The sequence below is a fragment of the Streptococcus downii genome, assembly GCF_004353325.1.
Taxonomy (GTDB): Bacteria; Bacillota; Bacilli; order Lactobacillales; family Streptococcaceae; genus Streptococcus; species Streptococcus downii.
On sequence record NZ_MZNX01000008.1, the window covers coordinates 63,163 to 84,237 of the forward strand.

Here is a 21,075-nt window from a genome sequence, read left to right on the forward strand (position 1 = left end):
AGCTGAAGGAGTAGCCATGTCAGAAAATCAACAAGCATTGAACCATGTGGTTTCCATGGAAGACCTTACAGTTGATCAAGTGATGAAATTGATCAAACGAGGGATTGAGTTTAAAAACGGAGCCCAACTTCCCTACGAGAACAAACCTATCGTATCGAATCTCTTCTTTGAGGATTCTACCCGAACACATAAGTCTTTTGAAGTGGCAGAGATTAAGCTAGGCTTGGAGAGACTGGACTTTGATGTGAAGACTAGCTCGGTCAATAAGGGTGAGACACTTTATGACACCATTTTGACTCTATCTGCTCTAGGGGTGGATGTCTGTGTGATTCGCCACCCAGAGGTTGACTACTACAGAGAGTTGATTGCGAGTCCGTCGATTACAACTTCCATTATCAATGGTGGAGATGGTTCGGGACAACATCCTAGTCAGAGCTTGCTTGATTTGATGACCATTTATGAGGAGTTTGGTCACTTTGAGGGTCTCAAGGTTTCTATTGCAGGTGACTTGGACCACTCACGTGTTGCCAAGTCTAATATGCAGATTTTGAAACGCTTGGGAGCTGAACTTTACTTTGCAGGTCCTGAGGAATGGAGAAGTCAAGAGTTTGCGGACTATGGACAGTTTGTAACTATTGATGAGATTGTTGATCAGGTGGATGTTTTGATGTTGCTCCGCGTTCAACATGAACGCCATGAAAGTGGAGCCGTTTTTTCAAAAGAAGACTACCATGCTCAACACGGCTTGAACCAAGAGCGCTATAATCGCTTAAAAGAAACAGCAATCATTATGCATCCGGCTCCAGTGAATCGAGATGTGGAAATTGCTGACCACTTGGTTGAAGCGCCAAAATCACGCATTGTCCAACAAATGACCAATGGTGTCTTTGTTCGAATGGCAATCTTAGAATCCGTACTGGCGAGTAGAAACGCCAACTAAAACACAAGACGTTAAAAGACGCCAGTGAGCGTCCACGAGAGGTGAAAATATGACAAAAAGACTTCTAGTATTAGAAGATGGCACAGTTTTTGAAGGCAAGGCCTTTGGAGCAGATATTGATGTTACAGGCGAAATCGTCTTTAATACAGGGATGACCGGTTACCAAGAATCCATTACAGACCAGTCTTATAATGGACAAATCTTGACTTTCACTTATCCTTTGGTGGGAAATTATGGAATTAACCGTGATGATTACGAATCCATCATTCCAACTTGTAAAGGAGTTGTCGTTTTTGAAGAGGCACGTAGAGCTAGCAACTGGCGGAATCAAATGACCTTGGATGAATTTTTGAAAGCTAAGAAAATTCCAGGTATTTCAGGGATTGATACGCGTGCACTTACCAAGATTATCCGTAAGCATGGTACCATGCGTGCAACCTTGACTCACGTTGGGGACAGCATGGACCATGTGACGGACCAGCTCCAAGCAACAGTCTTGCCTACAGATAATATCAAGCAGGTTTCTACTAAAACTTCCTATCCAGCTCCTGGAGTTGGTTTGAGTGTGGTCTTAGTAGACTTTGGTCTCAAGCACTCAATCTTACGTGAACTTTCTAAGCGTAACTGTAACGTGACCGTCGTTCCGTATTCAACAATGGCAGAAGAAATTCTCCACCTCAATCCTGATGGAGTTATGTTGTCAAATGGTCCAGGTAACCCAGAAGACGTTCCAGAAGCACTGGACATGATTCGTGGTGTGCAAGGGAAAATTCCAATTTTCGGAATTTGTATGGGACACCAACTCTTTGCTATGGCAAACGGTGCTAAGACCTACAAGATGAAATTTGGTCACCGAGGATTTAACCACGCGGTACGTGAAATTGCAACAGGACGCGTAGACTTTACTAGCCAGAACCATGGTTATGCAGTCAGCCGTGAGGACTTGCCAGAGCACCTGATCATTACCCACGAAGAAATTAATGACAAGTCAGTTGAAGGAGTTCGCCACAGATACCAACCAGGTTTCTCTGTTCAATTCCACCCAGATGCAGCTCCTGGTCCACACGACGCTAGCTACCTCTTTGATGAATTTATCGAGATGATGGAAGCTTTTAAACAATCAAACTAAGAACGAGTAAAAGCTCGTCGAAGAATTTATGTAACTGAACACGGACGGAAAGCTCGGAATTTAGAGAAACCAACTTGGATTGTCAATCCTTCCTTGGTTTCCTAAAATTCAATCGCTTTCTATTCGTCCTTTGTATCTTATTTAATGTCGCCCTGTGAGGCGACGAATAGAAAGACAGGTCGTTTCTTTTAGTCGCTATTGGGCGAACTAAAAACTCCCTGCACTAGATTTTTTATCGAAAAATATCGTTTCTCTAAAAAATCGTCGGAGAATTTATTTAATGGCAACCAGAGAGTTGCCAAATAGAAAGGAGAAGGGTGGTCCGTATTTGCTGAAATGAATACGGGCTACGGACGGTGCTAAAAAGATAGTTATTCCTAGAACTGACAGTTCTTCGTCATAACTCCTATTTTAGATTTGTCCGCTTGACGCCCTTAATATCTTATAAATGCCTAAACGTACTGATATTCAAAAAATTATGGTGATTGGTTCTGGTCCGATTATTATTGGTCAGGCTGCTGAGTTTGACTACGCTGGGACCCAGGCCTGCTTGTCTTTGAAAGAGGAAGGCTATGAGGTTGTTTTGGTGAACTCAAACCCTGCAACCATCATGACGGACAAGGAGATTGCTGACAAGGTTTATATTGAACCAATCACACTTGAATTTGTGACACGTATTCTCCGTAAGGAACGTCCAGATGCCTTGCTGCCTACTCTCGGTGGTCAGACGGGTCTGAACATGGCTATGGAATTGTCTAAAAATGGCATCTTAGATGAGCTTGGAGTAGAGCTTCTGGGAACTAAATTATCTGCTATTGACCAAGCTGAGGACCGTGACCTCTTTAAACAATTGATGGAAGAGCTTGAGCAACCAATCCCAGAATCTGAAATTGTCAACACAGTGGAAGGAGCTGTTGCTTTTGCGGCATCAATCGGCTATCCAGTCATTGTCCGTCCAGCCTTTACTCTAGGTGGTACTGGTGGTGGTATGTGTGCCAACGAGGAAGAATTGCGTGAAATCGCTGAAAATGGGTTGAAGTTGTCGCCTGTTACCCAATGTTTGATTGAGCGTTCCATTGCAGGTTTCAAGGAAATCGAATACGAAGTCATGCGCGACTCAGCTGATAATGCCCTCGTTGTTTGTAACATGGAAAACTTTGACCCAGTTGGGATTCATACAGGGGATTCCATTGTATTTGCCCCTGCGCAAACCATGTCAGACTATGAGAACCAAATGCTTCGTGATGCCAGCTTGAGCATCATTCGTGCCCTCAAGATTGAAGGCGGATGTAATGTTCAGCTAGCTCTTGATCCCCACAGCTTTAAGTACTATGTTATCGAAGTAAACCCTCGTGTATCGCGTTCTTCTGCCCTTGCATCTAAGGCGACAGGGTATCCGATTGCTAAGTTGGCTGCTAAGATTGCAGTAGGCTTGACTCTAGATGAGGTTATCAACCCAGTTACGGGCTCAACCTACGCCATGTTTGAGCCTGCCCTTGACTATGTGGTTGCCAAGATTCCACGTTTCCCGTTTGATAAGTTTGAAAAAGGTGAACGTCGTCTCGGTACCCAGATGAAGGCAACTGGAGAAGTCATGGCGATTGGTCGAAACATTGAAGAATCTCTCCTTAAGGCCTGCCGCTCCCTTGAAATTGGTGTCCACCACAATGAAATGCCTGAGCTTGCAGCGGTTTCAGATGATGCTTTGATTGAAAAGGTTGTCAAAGCCCAAGATGACCGCCTCTTCTACGTTTCAGAAGCCATTCGCCGTGGTTACACACCAGAAGAAATTGCTGAATTGACCAAGATTGATATCTTTTATCTTGATAAACTCTTGCATATCTTTGAAATCGAGCAAGAATTGGGTGCCCATCCACGAGATCTAGAAGTTTTGAAAACAGCTAAACTCAACGGATTCTCAGACCGTAAAATCGCTGAACTCTGGGAAACGACAGCTGATCAAGTTCGTCAAATTCGCTTGGAAAACAAGATTGTTCCAGTTTATAAGATGGTAGATACTTGTGCCGCAGAATTTGAATCAGAAACACCATACTTCTATTCAACCTATGGTTGGGAAAATGAGTCTATCAAGTCTGATAAGGAATCTGTACTTGTCCTAGGTTCTGGTCCAATCCGTATCGGGCAAGGGGTTGAGTTTGACTACGCAACTGTTCATTCAGTTAAGGCTATTCAGGCTGCTGGCTATGAAGCCATTATCATGAACTCAAACCCAGAAACCGTTTCTACAGACTTCTCGGTATCTGACAAGCTCTACTTTGAACCGTTGACCTTCGAAGATGTTATGAATGTTATCGACTTGGAGCAACCAAAAGGCGTTATTGTTCAGTTTGGTGGTCAAACAGCTATCAACCTTGCGGAGCCATTGGCAAAAGCAGGTGTGACCATTTTGGGAACGCAAGTCGCTGACTTAGACCGTGCCGAAGACCGTGACCTCTTCGAACAAGCCCTTAAAGACTTGGATATTCCACAGCCACCAGGTCAAACAGCTACCAATGAAGAAGAAGCAGTGCTTGCTGCTCGTAAGATTGGTTTCCCAGTCCTCGTTCGCCCATCTTATGTTTTGGGTGGACGTGCCATGGAAATCGTTGAAAACGAAGAAGACCTCCGTTCTTACATGCGTACCGCTGTTAAGGCTAGTCCAGACCACCCAGTTCTTGTGGACTCTTACATTGTTGGGCAAGAGTGTGAAGTTGATGCCATTTCAGACGGAGAAAATGTCCTTATCCCTGGTATCATGGAACATATAGAACGTGCTGGTGTCCACTCAGGTGACTCAATGGCCGTTTATCCACCACAAACCTTGTCGCAAAAGGTTCAGGAAACCATCGCAGACTACACCAAACGCCTAGCAATTGGTCTTAACTGCCTTGGCATGATGAACATCCAGTTTGTCATCAAGGATGAAAAAGTCTATGTTATTGAGGTTAATCCACGTGCCAGCCGTACGGTTCCATTCCTTTCAAAAGTAACCAATATTCCTATGGCGCAGGTAGCAACTAAGCTCATTCTTGGACAAAGTTTATCAGAACTTGGTTACCAAGATGGACTTTACCCTGAAAGCACTCGTGTTCATATCAAGGCTCCAGTCTTCTCCTTCACCAAGTTAGCTAAGGTAGATAGCTTGCTCGGTCCTGAAATGAAGTCGACAGGGGAAGTTATGGGATCTGATACAACTCTTGAAAAAGCTCTCTATAAAGCTTTCGAAGCTTCTTACTTACACCTGCCAACCTTTGGTAACGTTGTATTTACCATTGCAGATGATGCCAAAGATGAGGCCTTGGACTTGGCTCGCCGTTTCCAAAATATCGGTTACGGTATTCTCGCGACAGAAGGAACTGCAGCCTTCTTTGCTAGTCATGGACTGCATGCCCAGCCTGTTGGTAAGATTGGTGATGATGAGAAGGATATCCCAAGTTTTGTCCGCAAAGGGAAAATTCAAGCTATCATCAATACTGTCGGAACCAAACGAACTGCCGACGAAGATGGTGAGCAAATCCGCCGTTCAGCCATTGAACACGGTGTGCCACTCTTTACAGCCCTAGACACAGCAGATGCCATGCTCAAGGTGCTAGAAAGTCGTAGTTTTGTTACAGAAGCGATCTAGTTGAGAAATATTTTTCACAGTTTTAAAGCCAGCGTCAAAAAACGCTGGCTTTTACAATACTGATATTGTCTATTTCAACTATCATTTGTTTTCTTAGGAATCATTCTAAAATGTGATATAATAAGGGTGAATTGGAAATAGGTAAACTATTTTCACCATTCTTTCAAAAAAATATTCTATTAAGAAATATGTAAAGACAGATTAGAAAGTGGGAAATCCCTATGTCCTCTTATGAAAAAGTCTCTCTTTCTGAGATCAATCAATCTATTGAGACTCCAAATAACAATCATTTTTGGCAAAATCTAAAAGCATTCTTAGGACCTGGTGCACTTGTGGCAGTTGGCTACATGGATCCTGGAAACTGGATCACCAGTGTGGTTGGTGGTGCCTCCTACAAGTACAGCCTTTTATTTGTTATTTTAATTTCATCCATCATTGCTATGCAGCTACAACAGATGGCTGGGAAGCTCGGTATCGTGACTAGGATGGACCTAGCGCAGGCCACAGCTCATCATGCTCCCAAGTGGCTTCGCTATAGTTTGTGGGTGATTTTAGAATTAGCTTTAATGGCGACAGACTTGGCTGAGGTTCTAGGTTCAGCGATTGCCTTAAATCTTTTGTTTAAAATACCGATTATGATTGCTATCCTCTTAACCGTTTTAGATGTGTTTCTTTTGTTGTTGTTGATGAAATTTGGTTTCAAAAAAATTGAAGCTATTGTTACGACCCTTATTTTAACCATATTAGCCATCTTTACCTATCTTGTGGCCTTATCCAATCCAAGTATTCAGGGTATTTTTGGTGGTTATTTACCGACTCCAACATTATTTGAAACACCATTGCCGGGTCATGAAAGCCAATTGACCTTGGCTCTAGGGATTGTAGGAGCGACAGTCATGCCCCATAATCTCTATCTCCATTCATCCCTATCTCAAACAAGGAAAATCAATCACAAAGATAAGAAGGATGTTCGGAAAGCCGTGCGTTTTATGACTTGGGATTCAAATATTCAGTTGTCCCTAGCTTTTATTGTCAATTCCTTGCTTCTCATTTTAGGGGCCTCTCTCTTTTTTGGTCACGCATCTGAAATTTCAGCTTTCTCCCAAATGTACAATGCTTTACAGGATTCGACGATAGCAGGAGCGATAGCCAGCTCAACTCTGTCAACTTTATTTGCTCTAGCCCTCCTAGCAAGTGGCCAAAATTCGACCATTACAGGCACTTTGACAGGACAGATTGTCATGGAAGGTTTCTTACATCTAAGATTGCCTCAGTGGCTTATCCGTATCGGTACCCGTATTTTTGCCTTGCTCCCTGTGATTATAGTCGCCATCTTGTTTGGACATCAAGAAAAGACCTTGGATCAGTTATTGGTCTATTCACAGGTCTTTCTTTCAATCGCTCTTCCGTTTTCAATTTTCCCCTTGATTTATCTAACCTCTAAAAAGTCACTGATGGGAGAATTCACCAATGCCAAGTGGAACACAATCCTAGGATACGCAGTTTCCATTATCTTAACTATTCTCAATATCAAACTTCTTTTTGATATTTTTTAAACTTGTTCAAATTAGTTTTCGGCACTAGCTTGAAGCTTGATATTGAGATAATAGTAGTGGTTGGTTCATAAAAACATAAAAAGAAGTAAAAAAAGAACAGTGGTAACTGTTCTTTTTATGATTATTTGAGACCGTATTTTTTGTTGAAACGATCCACACGTCCATCTGCTTGAGTGAACTTTTGACGTCCAGTGTAGAATGGGTGTGAGTCTGATGAAATTTCCACACGGATCAATGGGTAAGTTTCGCCTTCGAACTCAACAGTTTCGTTAGAGCGTTTTGTTGAACCGCTAAGGAATTTGTAACCAGTAGTTGTGTCCATGAAGACAACTGGGCGATATTCTGGATGGATATCTTTTTTCATTTTGCAATATTTCCTTTCTGCCATGGTCTCTTTGCGAGCCATAGATTGTTACCTTACTAGTCTATCAGATTCTGAAAAGTTTGGCAAGTATTTTATCAGTTTTTAAGCAAGTTTTTTAATTTTTGGTAGATGATTTCGTTTTCTTCTAGACTATAGGAATTGGCGCCACTGGCTAATGGGTGCCCTCCTCCGTCGTGTTGTTTGGCAATTTCATTGATAGGGGTAATTTTACTGCGCATACGCACACGGAAGTGACCGTCAGCTTGCTCAACAAAGATAGCCCAAGCCTTAACGGTATCGATTCGACCAGGTGCTCCAACAATCGCTGCTGTTTCAGCATCCGTAACCTTATATTTTTCCAAGATGTCTTGAGTAAGCAGAACGCGTGCAGCCCCATTCTCATCAACTTCTAAGTGATCATAAACATACCCTTGCAGTTTTGCAATCTTGAAGCTCATGGTATCCATTTGTCGAGACAATCCAGCAAAGTCAAAATCAACTTCTCGGAGCTGGCCAGCTATTCTAAAGGTACGGGCACTAGTTGACGGGTAGAGAAAACGCCCTGTGTCTCCGACAATTCCTGCATAGAGAAGTCGTGCCGCTTCGCTAGACAAAGTTAGTTGGTTTTCTTGAGCAAATAGAGCAATCATCTCACTGGCACTGCTTGAACTTGTATCCACCCAAGATAGGTCACCATAGATATCATCATTTGGATGGTGATCGATTTTGATGGTGAAAGCAGCTTGTTCATAGCGTTTATCATCGATACGAGGACGATTCGCTGTATCACAAATAATAGCAAGGGCTCCTTGGTAGTCACTATCTTGGACAGTATCCATTTCCGCCATCCAAGTCAAAGTCGGTTCATTAAAACCGACCGCTTTGATGGTCTTTTCTGGAAAATGGTGTGTGAGAAGAGCTTTTAAACCTACCTGACTCCCTAAGGCATCTGGATCTGGTTTCATATGACGATGAATGATAATGGTATCGTATTCTTTGATTTTCTCTAAAATTTGCTGGCAAATTTCCATAAACAACCTCAATTCTTTCTCATTTCATTGTAGCACAAGAATTTTTATTTTTAAAATGAAAAAGATATGATATAATGGAGAAAGATAAATTGAGGAGGACGATATGGCATTAGCAAAAATTGTATTTGCCAGTATGACCGGTAATACCGAAGAAATTGCAGATATTGTTGCAGACAAATTGCGTGAATTAGGCTTGGATGTCGATGTGGATGAGTGTACAACTGTTGACGCTTCAGACTTCTTAGAAGCAGACATCGCTATCGTTGCGACCTATACTTATGGTGATGGAGAATTGCCAGATGAGATGATGGACTTCTACGAAGACCTAGCAGACCTCAACTTGAATGGTAAAATCTACGGAGTGGTCGGTTCAGGAGATACCTTCTACGACGAATTCTGTAAGGCTGTTGATGACTTTGATCGTGTATTTGTGGCGACAGGAGCTGAAAAAGGTTCAGAGTGTGTTAAAGTGGACCTCTCTGCCGAAGAAGAAGACATCGAACGTTTGGAACAATTCGCAGAAGAATTGGCTGCAAAAGTAGGATAAGAATCAAACTGCGCTGACTGGAAGAAGTCAGTGCGTTTTTTTATTAGTTTTTTTGGGATTTTACTAGCCTATTTGATGGCTTTTTGATACAATAATTCAAATAAAGGAGGAGGCACTATGGATTTAAATAGTATTCGGCAAGAAATTGATCAAATCGATCAAGAGCTTGTAGCCTTGCTGGAAAAACGGATGGTTTGTGTCGGTCAGATTGTAGAATATAAGGAGCAAAAGGGACTCCCTGTGCTCGACCAGGGAAGGGAAAGAGAAGTGCTAGAAAAAGTCGATTCTCTTGTGATGGATGAGCAGTATCGCACGACCATTCAAGCCCAGTTTCAAGATATGATGAAACACTCTAGAACTTACCAAGAGGAGGTCAGGGCGCGTGACTAGTCTATCCATCAAGGAAAAAGCAAAACAGTATATAGTGCTGACAGGGATGGCCCTCTTCATCGGTCTCTTGGTCGGTACCATTGATGTGATTTTTGGCCAAGGCCTTCTCCTGATCGGAGATGTTCGAAGCCAGCACTGGCCCTTGATTCTTTTCCTTGCTTTAGCAGGGCTTGTCATCGTTCATCTCTATAAACGTTTTGGAGGCAAGGCATCAAAAGGGATGGGCCTGGTCTTTGATGTTGGGCACGCGCGTGAGGAGGAAATCCCCTTGGTCTTGGTGCCTTTGATCATGTTGACGACCTGGATGAGCCACCTCTTTGGTGGTTCGGTCGGTCGGGAAGGCGTAGCTGTCCAGATTGGAGCAACCCTTTCACATCGTATTGTCCGTCATATCAAGATAGCCGATGCTTCACGTATTTTTCTTATGACCGGGATGGCAGCAGGTTTTGCGGGGCTCTTTCAGACGTCTCTAGCTGCCACCTTCTTTGCCCTTGAAGTTCTAACTGTTGGGGAGTTGCAGCTGATCGCCCTCTATCCAGCCCTCATCGCCTCGATCGTGGCGAGCTTCACCTCTCATGCTCTTGGTTTGGAGAAATTTGCTGTGCCACTCAAGGAAACGTTGAGCTGGACACCAGAGACCTTGATCAAAGTTGCTCTTCTTGGCTTGGCTTTTGGCCTCGCTGGGAAGCTCTTTGCAGTTAGCCTTTCTTGGTTGAAAAAAACAGTCGCTCAAGTCTTGCCTAATCCGTATATCCGGATTGCTGTCATAGGGGCTGGACTCAGCTTGGTCCTCTTGACGCTTCAGCTGACCAAGGTCGGCTCTTATAGTGGGCTCGGAACCAATTTGATTGATGTAGCCTTTCATCAGGGGAGTGCGCAGCCTTATGACTGGATCCTCAAGCTCCTCTTTACCGTGGTGACTATCTCTGCTGGATACCAAGGAGGAGAAGTGACACCGCTTTTTGCGATCGGAGCTACGCTTGGCGTTTTTCTCGCACCTATACTGGGGCTTCCAGTCTTGGTCGTGGCTGCTATCGGTTATGCCAGTGTCTTTGGTAGTGCGACTACAACCTTGTTCGCACCGATCTTGATCGGAGGAGAAGTCTTTGGCTATGGCAATCTTCCTTTCTTTGTGATTGCCTGTGCCATCGCCTATTGCCTGCCAAAAGAGTGGAGCATTTATTCCGGTCAAAAAGTTGCAAAAAAGTAGAGAAAAGAGCTTTACAAACCTGAAAATATCTGATATGATAGTTTCTGTGCGTAATGGACGCACAAAAATACAGTTTATCCGCTGAGGAAGGTTCCTCAAGATTGACAAAGATAGGAGAATAAAATGAATCCATTAATCCAAAGCTTGACTGAAGGTCAACTTCGTACAGATATTCCATCATTCCGTCCTGGTGACACTATTCGTGTACACGCGAAAGTTGTCGAAGGAAACCGTGAACGTATCCAGATTTTTGAAGGTGTTGTTATCGCACGTAAAGGTGCTGGCATCTCAGAAAACTACACAGTTCGTAAAATCTCTAACGGTGTAGGTGTTGAGCGTATCTTCCCAATCCACACTCCACGTGTTGAAAAGATTGAAGTTGTTCGTTACGGTAAAGTACGTCGTGCGAAATTGTACTACTTGCGTGCACTTCAAGGTAAGGCAGCTCGTATCAAAGAAATTCGTCGTTAATTCGACTAAAAAACTCTGCTTATTCAGCAGAGTTTTTATCTAGCTCCCTTAGTTCAATGGATATAACAACTCCCTCCTAAGGAGTAGTTGCAGGTTCGATTCCTGCAGGGGGCATTTTAAGTAATGCAAAGAAAAGCAAAGAATATGCAAAGTGTTTATTTTAAGGCAATCATCACAAGTTAATTTTTAAAAATAATTTAGTATTTTTTGTTTTTTTGACCAAATCATGACCAAATTTTGACCAAAATTAAATTTTTAGAAATTAATATAAAGTAAAGTAGATCAAGAAATTGGTCTATTTTTTGTGAAACAGTATTAAGAGTTATTAAAAAATATTTTATCATTTTCACTATGAAATTGTTCTGTCCATTTAAAAATGTTGGAAGAGACTAAATAATATTTTTGGTTTATAGAACAGATATAAAGTTTTAAATATGATTACGCTTTAAAAAAATGTTGTATTTTATTGTGTTATCCCTTGACAATTTTATTTAGAAAATATATGATAAGGATAATGACAGCGGTGTCATTTTGTCTGATACAAAAAAATTTAGTGATAGATAGTAAAAAAACAATAAAAAATTTGGAGGTGTTTTATGAAGCATTTTGTTCACAATGAGGTTTTTAGTATTCGGAAACTTAAGGTTGGATTGTGCTCTGTTTTGGTAGCGGTTTCATTCCTGGGGGTACAAAGTGTTTTTGCTGATGAAGTAGTTACAAGTGCTCCTCAAATATCTATGAATGAGCTTTATACTTCGACCATCAATAGTATAGAAGGTTCTTCAACTAGTAATCATGACAATCCTACTGGGATTGACTCTTCTACCTCACAATTAACCGATAGTAAAGTTGATTCTCCTTTGATATCTAATAAGGAATATAAAGAAGATGGGGTAAATACTGGATCTTTTGAAGATGAAATGAAAGATTCTCCGCTAGTTTCTAATAGTGCCCTTTCTAATTCAACTATCAAAAGTTTAGAAGGTTCCTTAACTAGTAATCATGACAGTTTGACTGATTTTATTACTACTTATTCAAAGTCAGTTAGTTCTGAGAACGAAGTTGCAGATACTTCTAATAGGAATGAAGTGGGAGATAGTAACACTGCTTTAGAAAAAGGGACTGAAATTTCGGCTTTAAGTGTAAAAGATTATGGTGCAGTAGGTGATGGTGTATCAGATGATAGACAAGCAATTCAAGATACAATAGATGCAGCTGCTAAAGGATTAGGTGGAGGAAAAGTATATTTTCCTGAAGGGACTTATTTAGTTAAAGAAATTGTCTTTTTGAGAAGTCATACACACCTAGAAGTACATGAAAAAGCTACAATATTAAATGGTATCAATATCAAAAATCATCCTTCTATTGTATTCATGACAGGTTTATTCACTGATGATGGAGATCAAGTTGAGTGGGAACCAACCGAAGATATCAGTTACTCTGGTGGAACAATTGATATGAACGGAGCTTTGAATGAAGAGAGGACAAAAGCTAAGAATCTTCCTTTGATCAATTCTTCAGGAGCCTTTGCTATAGGAAATTCAAAAAACGTAACAATAAGTAATGTAACCTTTAAAGATAGCTATCAGGGACATGCCATTCAAATTGCAGGTTCAAAAAATGTACTAGTAGACAACTCTCGGTTTTTGGGACAAGCTCTCCCTAAGACTATGAAGGATGGTCAGATCATCAGTAAGGAGTCTATTCAAATAGAGCCATTAACCAGAAAAGGCTTTCCATATGCATTAAATGATAATGGTCAAAAATCTGAAAATGTAACAATTCAAAATTCTTATTTTGGTAAAAGTGAAAAATCAGGTGAACTAGTAACTGCAATTGGGACACATTATCAAACTGCAACAACTGAAAATCCTTCAAATATTAAAATTCTAAATAATCATTTTGATAATATGATGTATGCGGGTGTTCGCTTTACAGGATTTACTGATATTTTAATAAAAGGAAATAGGTTTGATAAGAAAACTAAAGAGGAAAGTGTACACTATCGTGAAAATGGTGCTGCTTTAGTTAATGCTTATAGTTATAAAAATGTTAAAGATATATTAGATTTGAATAAACATGTGACTATTACTGGAAATGTATTTAATATTGCTGATTCTAACACTAAAGCAATACGAGTTGCAAAAGATAGTGCAGATTATCTTGGAAAAGTAACTGATATTACTATAACAAAGAATATCATTCGTAATAATTCGAAAAATACTAAACAGCCAAATATTGAAATGTTAAGAGTCAGCGACAATTTGGTAGTGTCTGATAATATCATTTCAGGAGGTAAAGACGGAATCGTAATTGAAGAATCCGCTGGAAGTATCACTGTCTTAAATAACCAACTTTCCAATTTAACAGGAAATCCTGTTTCTTTACTTAAAACTGATTTTAATGGGACCAGTTCAGACACAAATAATAGTGTCGGTGATTTTAATATTATAACTGAGAATGAAAGTTATAAAATCTTTTCGCAAAATTCAGGTAATCACTCAGACAACCACTCAGATAAGCATGTAGAGGAAATAAAACCTGTAGCTGAAAACAAAAATAATTTAGCGAATAATTACTCAGTAAATAGTGTAGATGATAAAATTGAAAAATCAAATCATGATTCAGGTAATGTAGTAACAGGAGAAATTTCACAAAAACAATATGACGTAACTAATGTTAGTGAAGTAGTTAAGACAAAAAATAATCAACATGCATTACCAAAAACTGGATTAAATAAAATGGTTGAGTTGCTTTTAACTATTATTGGAATTTGCCTTCTATTTGGACAATGGAGTTTTAAACGTCATTATGAAGATAGATAGAATATGCTCAATACAAGGTAGCGCTATAGAGAACGAAGATAGCGTAGATTACAAAAATCAATATTTCTGGATCATAGATGGAGCAACAGATTTATTTAATTCAAAAGACTCTATAGGTTATTCAGTTTCAGAAGTATCTCACCTTATTTCTGAATGTCTCAAGCAGTATTGTGACGATTCGTTATCATTGAAGAAAATTTTCGAACTTGTTTTGGATGACGTTAGAAAAATAATTGAGATAGATAAGTGTGAGTTTGATGATTATTACCAGTTACCAACTTTTGCCTTTATTTTTGCGAAATTATCTGGTTTAAAATTAGAATACATAATGATTGGCGATTGTGTTATGATAGTCAACAATCAAACTATTACAGACCATAGAGTAGATTGCCTTTTTGAACAAGGAAAATTTTCAATCAAATCTAATGATGAAGTTGATAAAAAGACTATATTACAAAATATTAGGAAGCTAGCTAATAAACCAGATGGATATTGGATAGGTTCACTAGACAAAAGTAGTATAAATCATGTTATCAATGGTAGTTTGGAAGTAACTAGTAATCATATTGTTTTAATGACTGATGGTTTTTACGATTTTTATACTCAAAATTCAGGCTACAATTTTGGAGAGTTAATTGAAATGAGAAAAGAATCTACAAATATTGATCCTATTTATGGTAAAAAAGATGATGCAAGTATTTTGATAATTGATGTTTAAAATAATTTCATCATATGATGAACTATAAAGACAGTTATCTATACGAGTTCTTTATAGTGCAATTGATTATTGAGGTTAGATAATGTTGAGAAAGCATTTTGACAATGAAATTATTGAGTTGTCTAATAATCTAGAAGATATATGGATTTCTATAATAAAAAAATATGAAATGATATTTGATGACTTAACCGAAGTTCAAAAACAAAGTATTATAGATAATGATTTAGTTATTAATGAAGCAGTTGTTACAATAGATATGAAAGGTATTGAACTCATCTGTTTACAACATCCTGTTTCTGTTGATTTGAGAAAAATTATAACTATAGTAAAATTATCCACAGATATTGAACGTATTGGTGATCGAATCATTGAAATAGTTAAGAATTTAAAAAATATTCATACAATGCATGAATGGGGACCATTATTTTATGAAATGCTAAAAATACATTTTATTCTAGGGGATCACTTAAAGAAAACTCTAACATGGTATAAGAATAGAAACTATGAACCTGACGTAAATGACTATAATAAAAAATGTAAGTTGATATCTGGTCTATGTCAAAAACTAGGAGACAAAGTAGTAGAGAACTTTCTTATTGAATCCTCAAATGTTGATGAAACTATTGTATTTTTAGAAGTTATTAATATTCTTGATAAGATATCCCATACAACACAATCTATTTATAAATGGTTAGATTATCAGGAAATTGGAGTATTATAGTTAAAGAGGAGTATACATGCAGACAATAGTAGATAATTTTACTAATAAAGTTATTGAATATGGATTTTATAAATCGATGGACCAAATATATATAAAAAATAGAATATTGGCTTTAATCGGTGAAGAAGGAACTGATAAGATTTCAAATGATAGTGATCTTAAAAAATTAAAAGACAATTTAGTAGAAATAGCTTTAAAGAATGGTAAAATTGCTGATTTAGCTGAGGCAAAGGAATGTTTAGGTGCAGAGCTGATGAATTTTATCGTTCCATTGCCAAGTCGCCTTAATGATATTTTTTGGAGTTCATATGATGTTTCGCCACAGGAGGCAGTTGAAGAGTTCTATCAATTAAGTAAAGATAGCGACTATATTAAATTGTCAGCTATCGCTAAAAATATAGCTTTTCATACTGAAACTAATTATGGTTCACTTGAAATTACAATCAATTTATCAAAACCGGAAAAAGATCCGAAAACAATCGCGGCAGAGAAATTGGTAAAGTCATCTAATTATCCAAAATGTTTACTTTGTATGGAAAATGAAGGTTATCAGGGGAGAATAAATTATCCAGCACGTGCTAATCATAGAATTATTCGGTTGGAACTGGGAGACGAAGTATGGGGTTTCCAGTATTCCCCATACTCATATTTTAATGAGCATGCGATATTCTTGAATAGTCAACATGTACCAATGGCTATTACGTCCAAAACATTTGAACAATTATTGGAGATTGTTGATATTTTACCAGGGTATTTTGCTGGTTCAAATTCTGATCTTCCTATCTCAGGAGGTTCTATTCTTAGTCATAATCACTACCAGGGTGGAAAACATATTTTCCCAATGGAAAAAGCAAAATTTGAGAGAGAATTTCTTTTTAAAGACTTTGAGGATGTTAAAGCAGGTATTGTAAAATGGCCGATGTCAGTGATTAGGCTACAAGGTGAAAATAAAAATCGTTTGGTAGAATTAGCTACTAAAATTCTAAATATCTGGAGAGAATATTCAGATTTAGAAGTAGACATCATTGCTAAGACTGAAGATATTCCACACCATACGGTGACTCCTATTGCTCGTAAAGTGGATGGAAGATATGAATTGGATATTGTTCTGAGAGATAACCATACTACTAAACAATACCCAGATGGTGTTTACCACCCTCATCAAGATGTACAACATATTAAAAAGGAAAATATCGGGTTAATCGAAGTGATGGGACTTGCGATTTTACCACCTCGTTTGAAAACAGAGTTAGAAGAAGTTGAAAAATATCTTTTAGGAGAAAAAAATTCAATTGCAAACTATCATTTAGAATGGGCCGTTCAATTGAAAGAAAAATATCCTGGACTTAAAGAGGAGGAGGTTCATAGCGTAGTTCAACATGAAGTAGGGCAAGTATTTGCGAGAGTTCTCGAAGATGCTGGCGTTTATAAGAATACTCCGTTTGGACATGAAGCGTTTATGAGATTTGTTAAGTCGGTTGGAATTAATTAGGAGGAAGTAAAAATGGCAATATTGGTAACAGGCGGAGCTGGTTATATTGGTAGCCATACCGTAGTAGAATTACTAAATTTAGGTAAGGAAGTCGTTATTGTCGACAACCTTTCAAACTCAAGCATTTTAGTATTAGATCGTATTGAAGCAATTACAGGGCAACGTCCTGCGTTTTACGAATTAGATGTTTGTGATAAACAAGGATTGAGAAAAGTTTTTGAACAAGAATCTATTGAGGCTGCAATTCATTTTGCAGGATACAAAGCTGTCGGCGAATCCGTGCAAAAGCCTGTAATGTACTACGAAAATAATATTATGAGCACATTAGCTCTTGTTGAAGTGATGTCAGAGTTTAATGTTAAAAAGATTGTGTTTTCATCGAGTGCGACTGTATACGGCGTTCACAATCAGTCTCCCCTTATTGAGACGATGCCGACAAGTGCAACGAATCCGTATGGGTACACAAAAGTGATGCTTGAACAAATTTTAAAAGATGTTCATGTAGCAGATTCAGAGTGGAGTATTGCGTTGCTTCGTTATTTCAATCCGATTGGTGCTCATGAGTCGGGGTTGATTGGAGAAGATCCATCAGGAATTCCTAACAACTTAATGCCTTTTATTGCACAAGTAGCGGTAGGTAAGCGACCAGAGCTAAGTGTTTTTGGAGATGATTATGATACGGTAGATGGTACTGGTGTTCGCGATTATATCCATGTAGTGGATTTAGCGATAGGGCATATAAAAGCTTTAGAGAAAGTATCTGAAAAAACAGATGTTTATATTTATAACCTTGGTTCAGGAGAAGGCACAAGTGTATTACAACTTGTAAATACATTTGAAAGTGTCAATAAGGTTCCAATTCCTTATAAAATTGTTCCAAGACGATCAGGAGACGTTGCGACTTGTTATGCAAATGCGGATAAGGCGTATAAGGAATTAAATTGGAAGACTACAAAAACGGTCGAAGACATGTGTAGAGATACATGGAATTGGCAATCAAAAAATCCTAATGGATACAATAAATAAAAAAGTTCGAGTAGTCTTGTAATATGTATATATTAAAAAAATTAAAAAAAATAATGAAAGCGCTTGACAAAGTAAACGATTACATTGTATAATATAAACATGAATGACACCGATGTCAAAAAATAAAAAAGAAGGTCTTTTTATGAAAAACTTAACAAAAATTAAGTTCAAAGAGAACGGGGAATTTAATCATTTCCCGGGGAATACAGTTGTAGCAAATCTTTATACTAATTCAGATTTGATGGAAGTTGTTGATATCATTCAATCACGCTATAGAGAGTTACCATTTATAGATAAATTCACATTAACTCCAAGAGATTCTATTCATATGACTGTAATTGAATTGCTTTGCCATGAAAATCGTGAGCCAGAATTTTGGAGTAGCCATCTACCATTGGATACGCCATTACAAGAAATTCATGATTACTTTGCAAAACAACTAGAAATTTTCCCATTGCTAAACGAAGATATTCATATGCGTGTGACTGAAATGGGAAATCAAAACATTTTAGTAGAACCAGCCGATGAGAAATCAGCTAAACGATTAGAAGAAATTAGAACATATGTTTCTGAAAAAGCAGGTGTTCGATTCCCTAATCATGATCGCTATCAATTCCATATCTCAATTGGATATCTTCGAGTTCCATTAACTGAAGAAGAAAATGAAGAGTTTACTAAAGTGAAAAAGGAATTAACGGAAGTTCTGCTTGAAAAGATTCCTGTCATTACAGTAAATCGTATCGATTACACAGTATTTGAAGATATGAGACGTTTTGTTCCATATTGTGAAAAATTTTAAAATAAAATTATAATTAAAAATAAAAAGGAGATTTCATATGAAAAAATCTAAATTATTATCACTTTTAGCTGCAGGGGTTGCGGTTACAACATTGGCAGCATGTTCAGGTGGTTCAACTAATTCATCAAATTCTTCGAACGATACACCTCAATCAGAAGAAAAAGCTGATAAGAGCCAAGAATTAGTAATTTATTCTAACTCTGTTTCAAACGGACGTGGAGATTGGCTAACTGCTAAAGCAAAAGAAGCTGGTTTCAATATTAAAATGGTTGACATTCCAGGTGCTCAGTTGGCAGATCGTGTTATTGCTGAGAAGAATAATGCAGTTGCTGATATGGTATTTGGTATTGGAGCTGTTGATTCAAATAAAATTAGAGATCAAAAATTATTGGTACAGTATAAACCTAAATGGTTAGATAAAATTGACCAATCTTTATCAGATAAAGATAATTATTACAATCCTGTAATTGTTCAACCATTAGTTTTGATTGGTGCTCCTGATGTTACTGAAATGCCTAAAGATTGGACTGAGTTAGGTAGCAAGTATAAAGGTAAATATTCAATTTCGGGGCTCTCAGGTGGAACAGGGCGTGCTATCTTGGCAAGTATCCTTGTTCGTTATCTAGATGATAAAGGAGAATTGGGTGTTTCTGAAAAAGGTTGGCAAGCAGCTAAAGAATATTTGGAAAATGCGTACACTCTTCAAAAGGGTGAAAGTTCAATTGTTAAAATGTTGGATAAGGATGACCCAATCCAGTATGGAATGATGTGGGGTTCTGGTGCATTAGTTGGACAGAAAGAACACAATGTTGTATTTAAAGTAATGTCTCCTGAAATTGGTGTCCCGTTTGTAACTGAACAAACAATGATTTTGAATACTAGTAAGAAACAAGCTTTAGCTAAAGAATTTATTGATTGGTTTGGTCAAACAGAAATTCAAGTAGAGTATAGCAAAAACTTTGGTTCTATTCCTGCAAATACTGAGGCAGTTAAAGAGTTACCAGAAGCTACTAAGAAATTTGTTGATCAAGTGAAACCACAAAGTATTGATTGGGAAGCTGTTGGAAAACATTTGGACGAATGGGTCGAAAAAGCTGAACTTGAATATGTAAAATAGGACATAAGTGTAATTTTTAAAATTCCAAGTCTCTCTAATGTTTCTGCACATACAAAAGAAATTAAGAGGGACTTTTTATATATTAGTAAAGGAAGTTAATAATATGATTAAATTTGATAATATTCAAATTAAATATGGTGATTTTATCGCGATTGATAATCTTAATTTAGATATTCAGGAAGGAGAATTCTTTACCTTTCTAGGACCTTCTGGATGTGGTAAATCAACAACTTTGAGAGCTTTGGTAGGTTTTCTAGACCCTTCATCTGGAAGTATTGAGGTTAATGGCACAGATGTTACGCACTTGGAGCCTGAAAAACGTGGAATCGGGATCGTATTCCAATCTTACGCACTATTTCCAACAATGACAGTTTTTGATAATATTGCATTTGGTTTAAAAGTTAAAAAAGTTGCTCCAGATGTTATTAAAGCCAAGGTTTCTGCAGTGGCTGCTAAAATTAAGATTTCAGATCAACAATTGCAACGTAACGTTTCAGAATTATCTGGAGGACAACAGCAGCGTGTAGCTTTAGCTCGTGCTCTTGTTTTGGAACCTAAAATCCTATGTTTGGATGAACCCTTGTCAAACCTAGATGCAAAATTACGTGTGGATTTGAGAAAAGAGTTGAAACGTCTTCAAAAAGAATTGGGAATTACAACTCTATATGTTACACATGACCAAGAGGAAGCGTTAACGCTATCTGATAGGATTGCTGTTTTTAATAATGGTTTTATTGAACAAGTGGGGACACCAGTAGAAATTTATCATAATTCTCAAACAGAATTTGTATGTGATTTCATTGGAGATATTAACGTACTTACAGATGAAACTGTTCACGGAATTCTTCTAAATAATGCTCATGTTTTTTTGGAAGATAAAAAAGGTTACATTCGTTTAGAAAAAGTTCGCTTCAAACGTGAAACGGATCAGGATTTTGTCTTAAAAGGTTCAATTATTGATGTTGAATTTTCAGGAGTTACAATTCACTATACTGTTCAGGTATCTGAAAACCAAATTCTTAATGTAACAAGTATCGATAGTCAGTCAGCTATTAGATCTGTCGGAGAAAGTGTGGAATTATTTATCACACCATCAGACGTTCTGCAATTTTAA

Annotated in this window: 17 protein-coding genes, 1 tRNA gene and 2 pseudogenes; 18 read left to right on the forward strand and 2 right to left on the reverse strand. The window is 38.1% G+C overall.

The annotated features are described in order from the left end of the window. Positions 1-16: 16 nt before the first annotated feature. From E2R31_RS04630 to E2R31_RS04645, 4 genes are all read left to right on the forward strand, one after another. On the forward strand, positions 17-940 hold the full coding sequence (locus E2R31_RS04630) for an aspartate carbamoyltransferase catalytic subunit (protein ID WP_132973087.1): 924 nt from the start codon (positions 17-19) through the stop codon (positions 938-940). A gap of 49 nt (positions 941-989) precedes the next feature. After that, positions 990-2,069 carry a carbamoyl phosphate synthase small subunit gene (locus tag E2R31_RS04635; RefSeq protein WP_132973089.1) on the forward strand — a complete coding sequence of 360 codons (1,080 nt, stop codon included), beginning with the start codon at positions 990-992 and terminating at the stop codon, positions 2,067-2,069. A 448-nt stretch (positions 2,070-2,517) separates the two neighbouring features. After that, the gene (gene carB / locus E2R31_RS04640) at positions 2,518-5,694 is read left to right on the forward strand and encodes a carbamoyl-phosphate synthase large subunit (RefSeq protein WP_132973091.1); all 3,177 of its coding nucleotides are present in this window, start codon (positions 2,518-2,520) and stop codon (positions 5,692-5,694) included. 221 nt (positions 5,695-5,915) lie between these two features. Further along, positions 5,916-7,250, forward strand: a complete 1,335-nt coding sequence (locus E2R31_RS04645; protein ID WP_132973093.1) for an Nramp family divalent metal transporter — start codon at positions 5,916-5,918, stop codon at positions 7,248-7,250. A 121-nt stretch (positions 7,251-7,371) separates the two neighbouring features. Here the strand turns inward: E2R31_RS04645 and E2R31_RS04650 are convergent, their stop codons facing one another. Further along, positions 7,372-7,614 carry a type B 50S ribosomal protein L31 gene (locus tag E2R31_RS04650; protein WP_000710762.1) on the reverse strand — a complete coding sequence of 81 codons (243 nt, stop codon included), beginning with the start codon at positions 7,612-7,614 and terminating at the stop codon, positions 7,372-7,374. Positions 7,615-7,709: 95 nt separating this feature from the next. Beyond that, positions 7,710-8,645 (reverse strand): DHH family phosphoesterase, encoded by a 936-nt coding sequence (locus tag E2R31_RS04655; protein WP_132973095.1) that lies wholly within the window; start codon positions 8,643-8,645, stop codon positions 7,710-7,712. 103 nt (positions 8,646-8,748) lie between these two features. Between E2R31_RS04655 and E2R31_RS04660 the strand changes: the two genes are divergently transcribed. The 14 genes and pseudogenes from E2R31_RS04660 to E2R31_RS04720 all read left to right on the forward strand — a co-directional run bounded on the left by E2R31_RS04660 (position 8,749) and on the right by E2R31_RS04720 (position 21,075). Further along, the gene (locus E2R31_RS04660) at positions 8,749-9,192 is read left to right on the forward strand and encodes a flavodoxin (protein ID WP_001162133.1); all 444 of its coding nucleotides are present in this window, start codon (positions 8,749-8,751) and stop codon (positions 9,190-9,192) included. Positions 9,193-9,309: 117 nt separating this feature from the next. Next, on the forward strand, positions 9,310-9,582 hold the full coding sequence (locus E2R31_RS04665) for a chorismate mutase (RefSeq protein ID WP_132973097.1): 273 nt from the start codon (positions 9,310-9,312) through the stop codon (positions 9,580-9,582). Beyond that, the gene (locus E2R31_RS04670) at positions 9,575-10,792 is read left to right on the forward strand and encodes a chloride channel protein (RefSeq protein ID WP_132973099.1); all 1,218 of its coding nucleotides are present in this window, start codon (positions 9,575-9,577) and stop codon (positions 10,790-10,792) included. The genes E2R31_RS04665 and E2R31_RS04670 overlap by 8 nt, the downstream gene beginning before the upstream one ends. A 123-nt stretch (positions 10,793-10,915) precedes the next feature. After that, positions 10,916-11,263, forward strand: a complete 348-nt coding sequence (rplS, locus tag E2R31_RS04675; protein ID WP_132973101.1) for a 50S ribosomal protein L19 — start codon at positions 10,916-10,918, stop codon at positions 11,261-11,263. A 42-nt stretch (positions 11,264-11,305) separates the two neighbouring features. Then, positions 11,306-11,377: transfer RNA gene (locus E2R31_RS04680), tRNA-Arg, on the forward strand. Positions 11,378-11,859: 482 nt separating this feature from the next. Beyond that, positions 11,860-11,989: pseudogene (locus E2R31_RS10140) on the forward strand (YSIRK-type signal peptide-containing protein); the annotation flags it as partial. A gap of 398 nt (positions 11,990-12,387) precedes the next feature. After that, positions 12,388-14,088: pseudogene (locus E2R31_RS04685) on the forward strand (glycosyl hydrolase family 28-related protein); the annotation flags it as partial. Further along, positions 14,075-14,806 carry a protein phosphatase 2C domain-containing protein gene (locus E2R31_RS04690; protein WP_080976545.1) on the forward strand — a complete coding sequence of 244 codons (732 nt, stop codon included), beginning with the start codon at positions 14,075-14,077 and terminating at the stop codon, positions 14,804-14,806. The pseudogene E2R31_RS04685 and the gene E2R31_RS04690, both read left to right, overlap by 14 nt. Positions 14,807-14,888: 82 nt before the next feature. Further along, positions 14,889-15,527: a phosphate signaling complex PhoU family protein gene (locus E2R31_RS04695; protein WP_084942846.1), complete on the forward strand. Its 639-nt coding sequence runs from the start codon at positions 14,889-14,891 to the stop codon at positions 15,525-15,527. 16 nt (positions 15,528-15,543) lie between these two features. Further along, complete coding sequence (gene galT / locus E2R31_RS04700) at positions 15,544-17,019, forward strand: UDP-glucose--hexose-1-phosphate uridylyltransferase (RefSeq protein WP_132973105.1); 1,476 nt, start codon at positions 15,544-15,546, stop codon at positions 17,017-17,019. A 12-nt stretch (positions 17,020-17,031) separates the two neighbouring features. After that, entirely contained in the window at positions 17,032-18,045 is a 1,014-nt protein-coding gene (galE, locus tag E2R31_RS04705; protein WP_132973107.1) for a UDP-glucose 4-epimerase GalE, read from the forward strand. Between the two features lie 142 nt (positions 18,046-18,187). Then, entirely contained in the window at positions 18,188-18,844 is a 657-nt protein-coding gene (locus E2R31_RS04710) for a DUF1868 domain-containing protein (RefSeq protein ID WP_000793817.1), read from the forward strand. Between the two features lie 37 nt (positions 18,845-18,881). Then, complete coding sequence (locus E2R31_RS04715) at positions 18,882-19,961, forward strand: extracellular solute-binding protein (protein WP_132973109.1); 1,080 nt, start codon at positions 18,882-18,884, stop codon at positions 19,959-19,961. 103 nt (positions 19,962-20,064) lie between these two features. Further along, complete coding sequence (locus E2R31_RS04720) at positions 20,065-21,075, forward strand: ABC transporter ATP-binding protein (RefSeq protein ID WP_084973845.1); 1,011 nt, start codon at positions 20,065-20,067, stop codon at positions 21,073-21,075.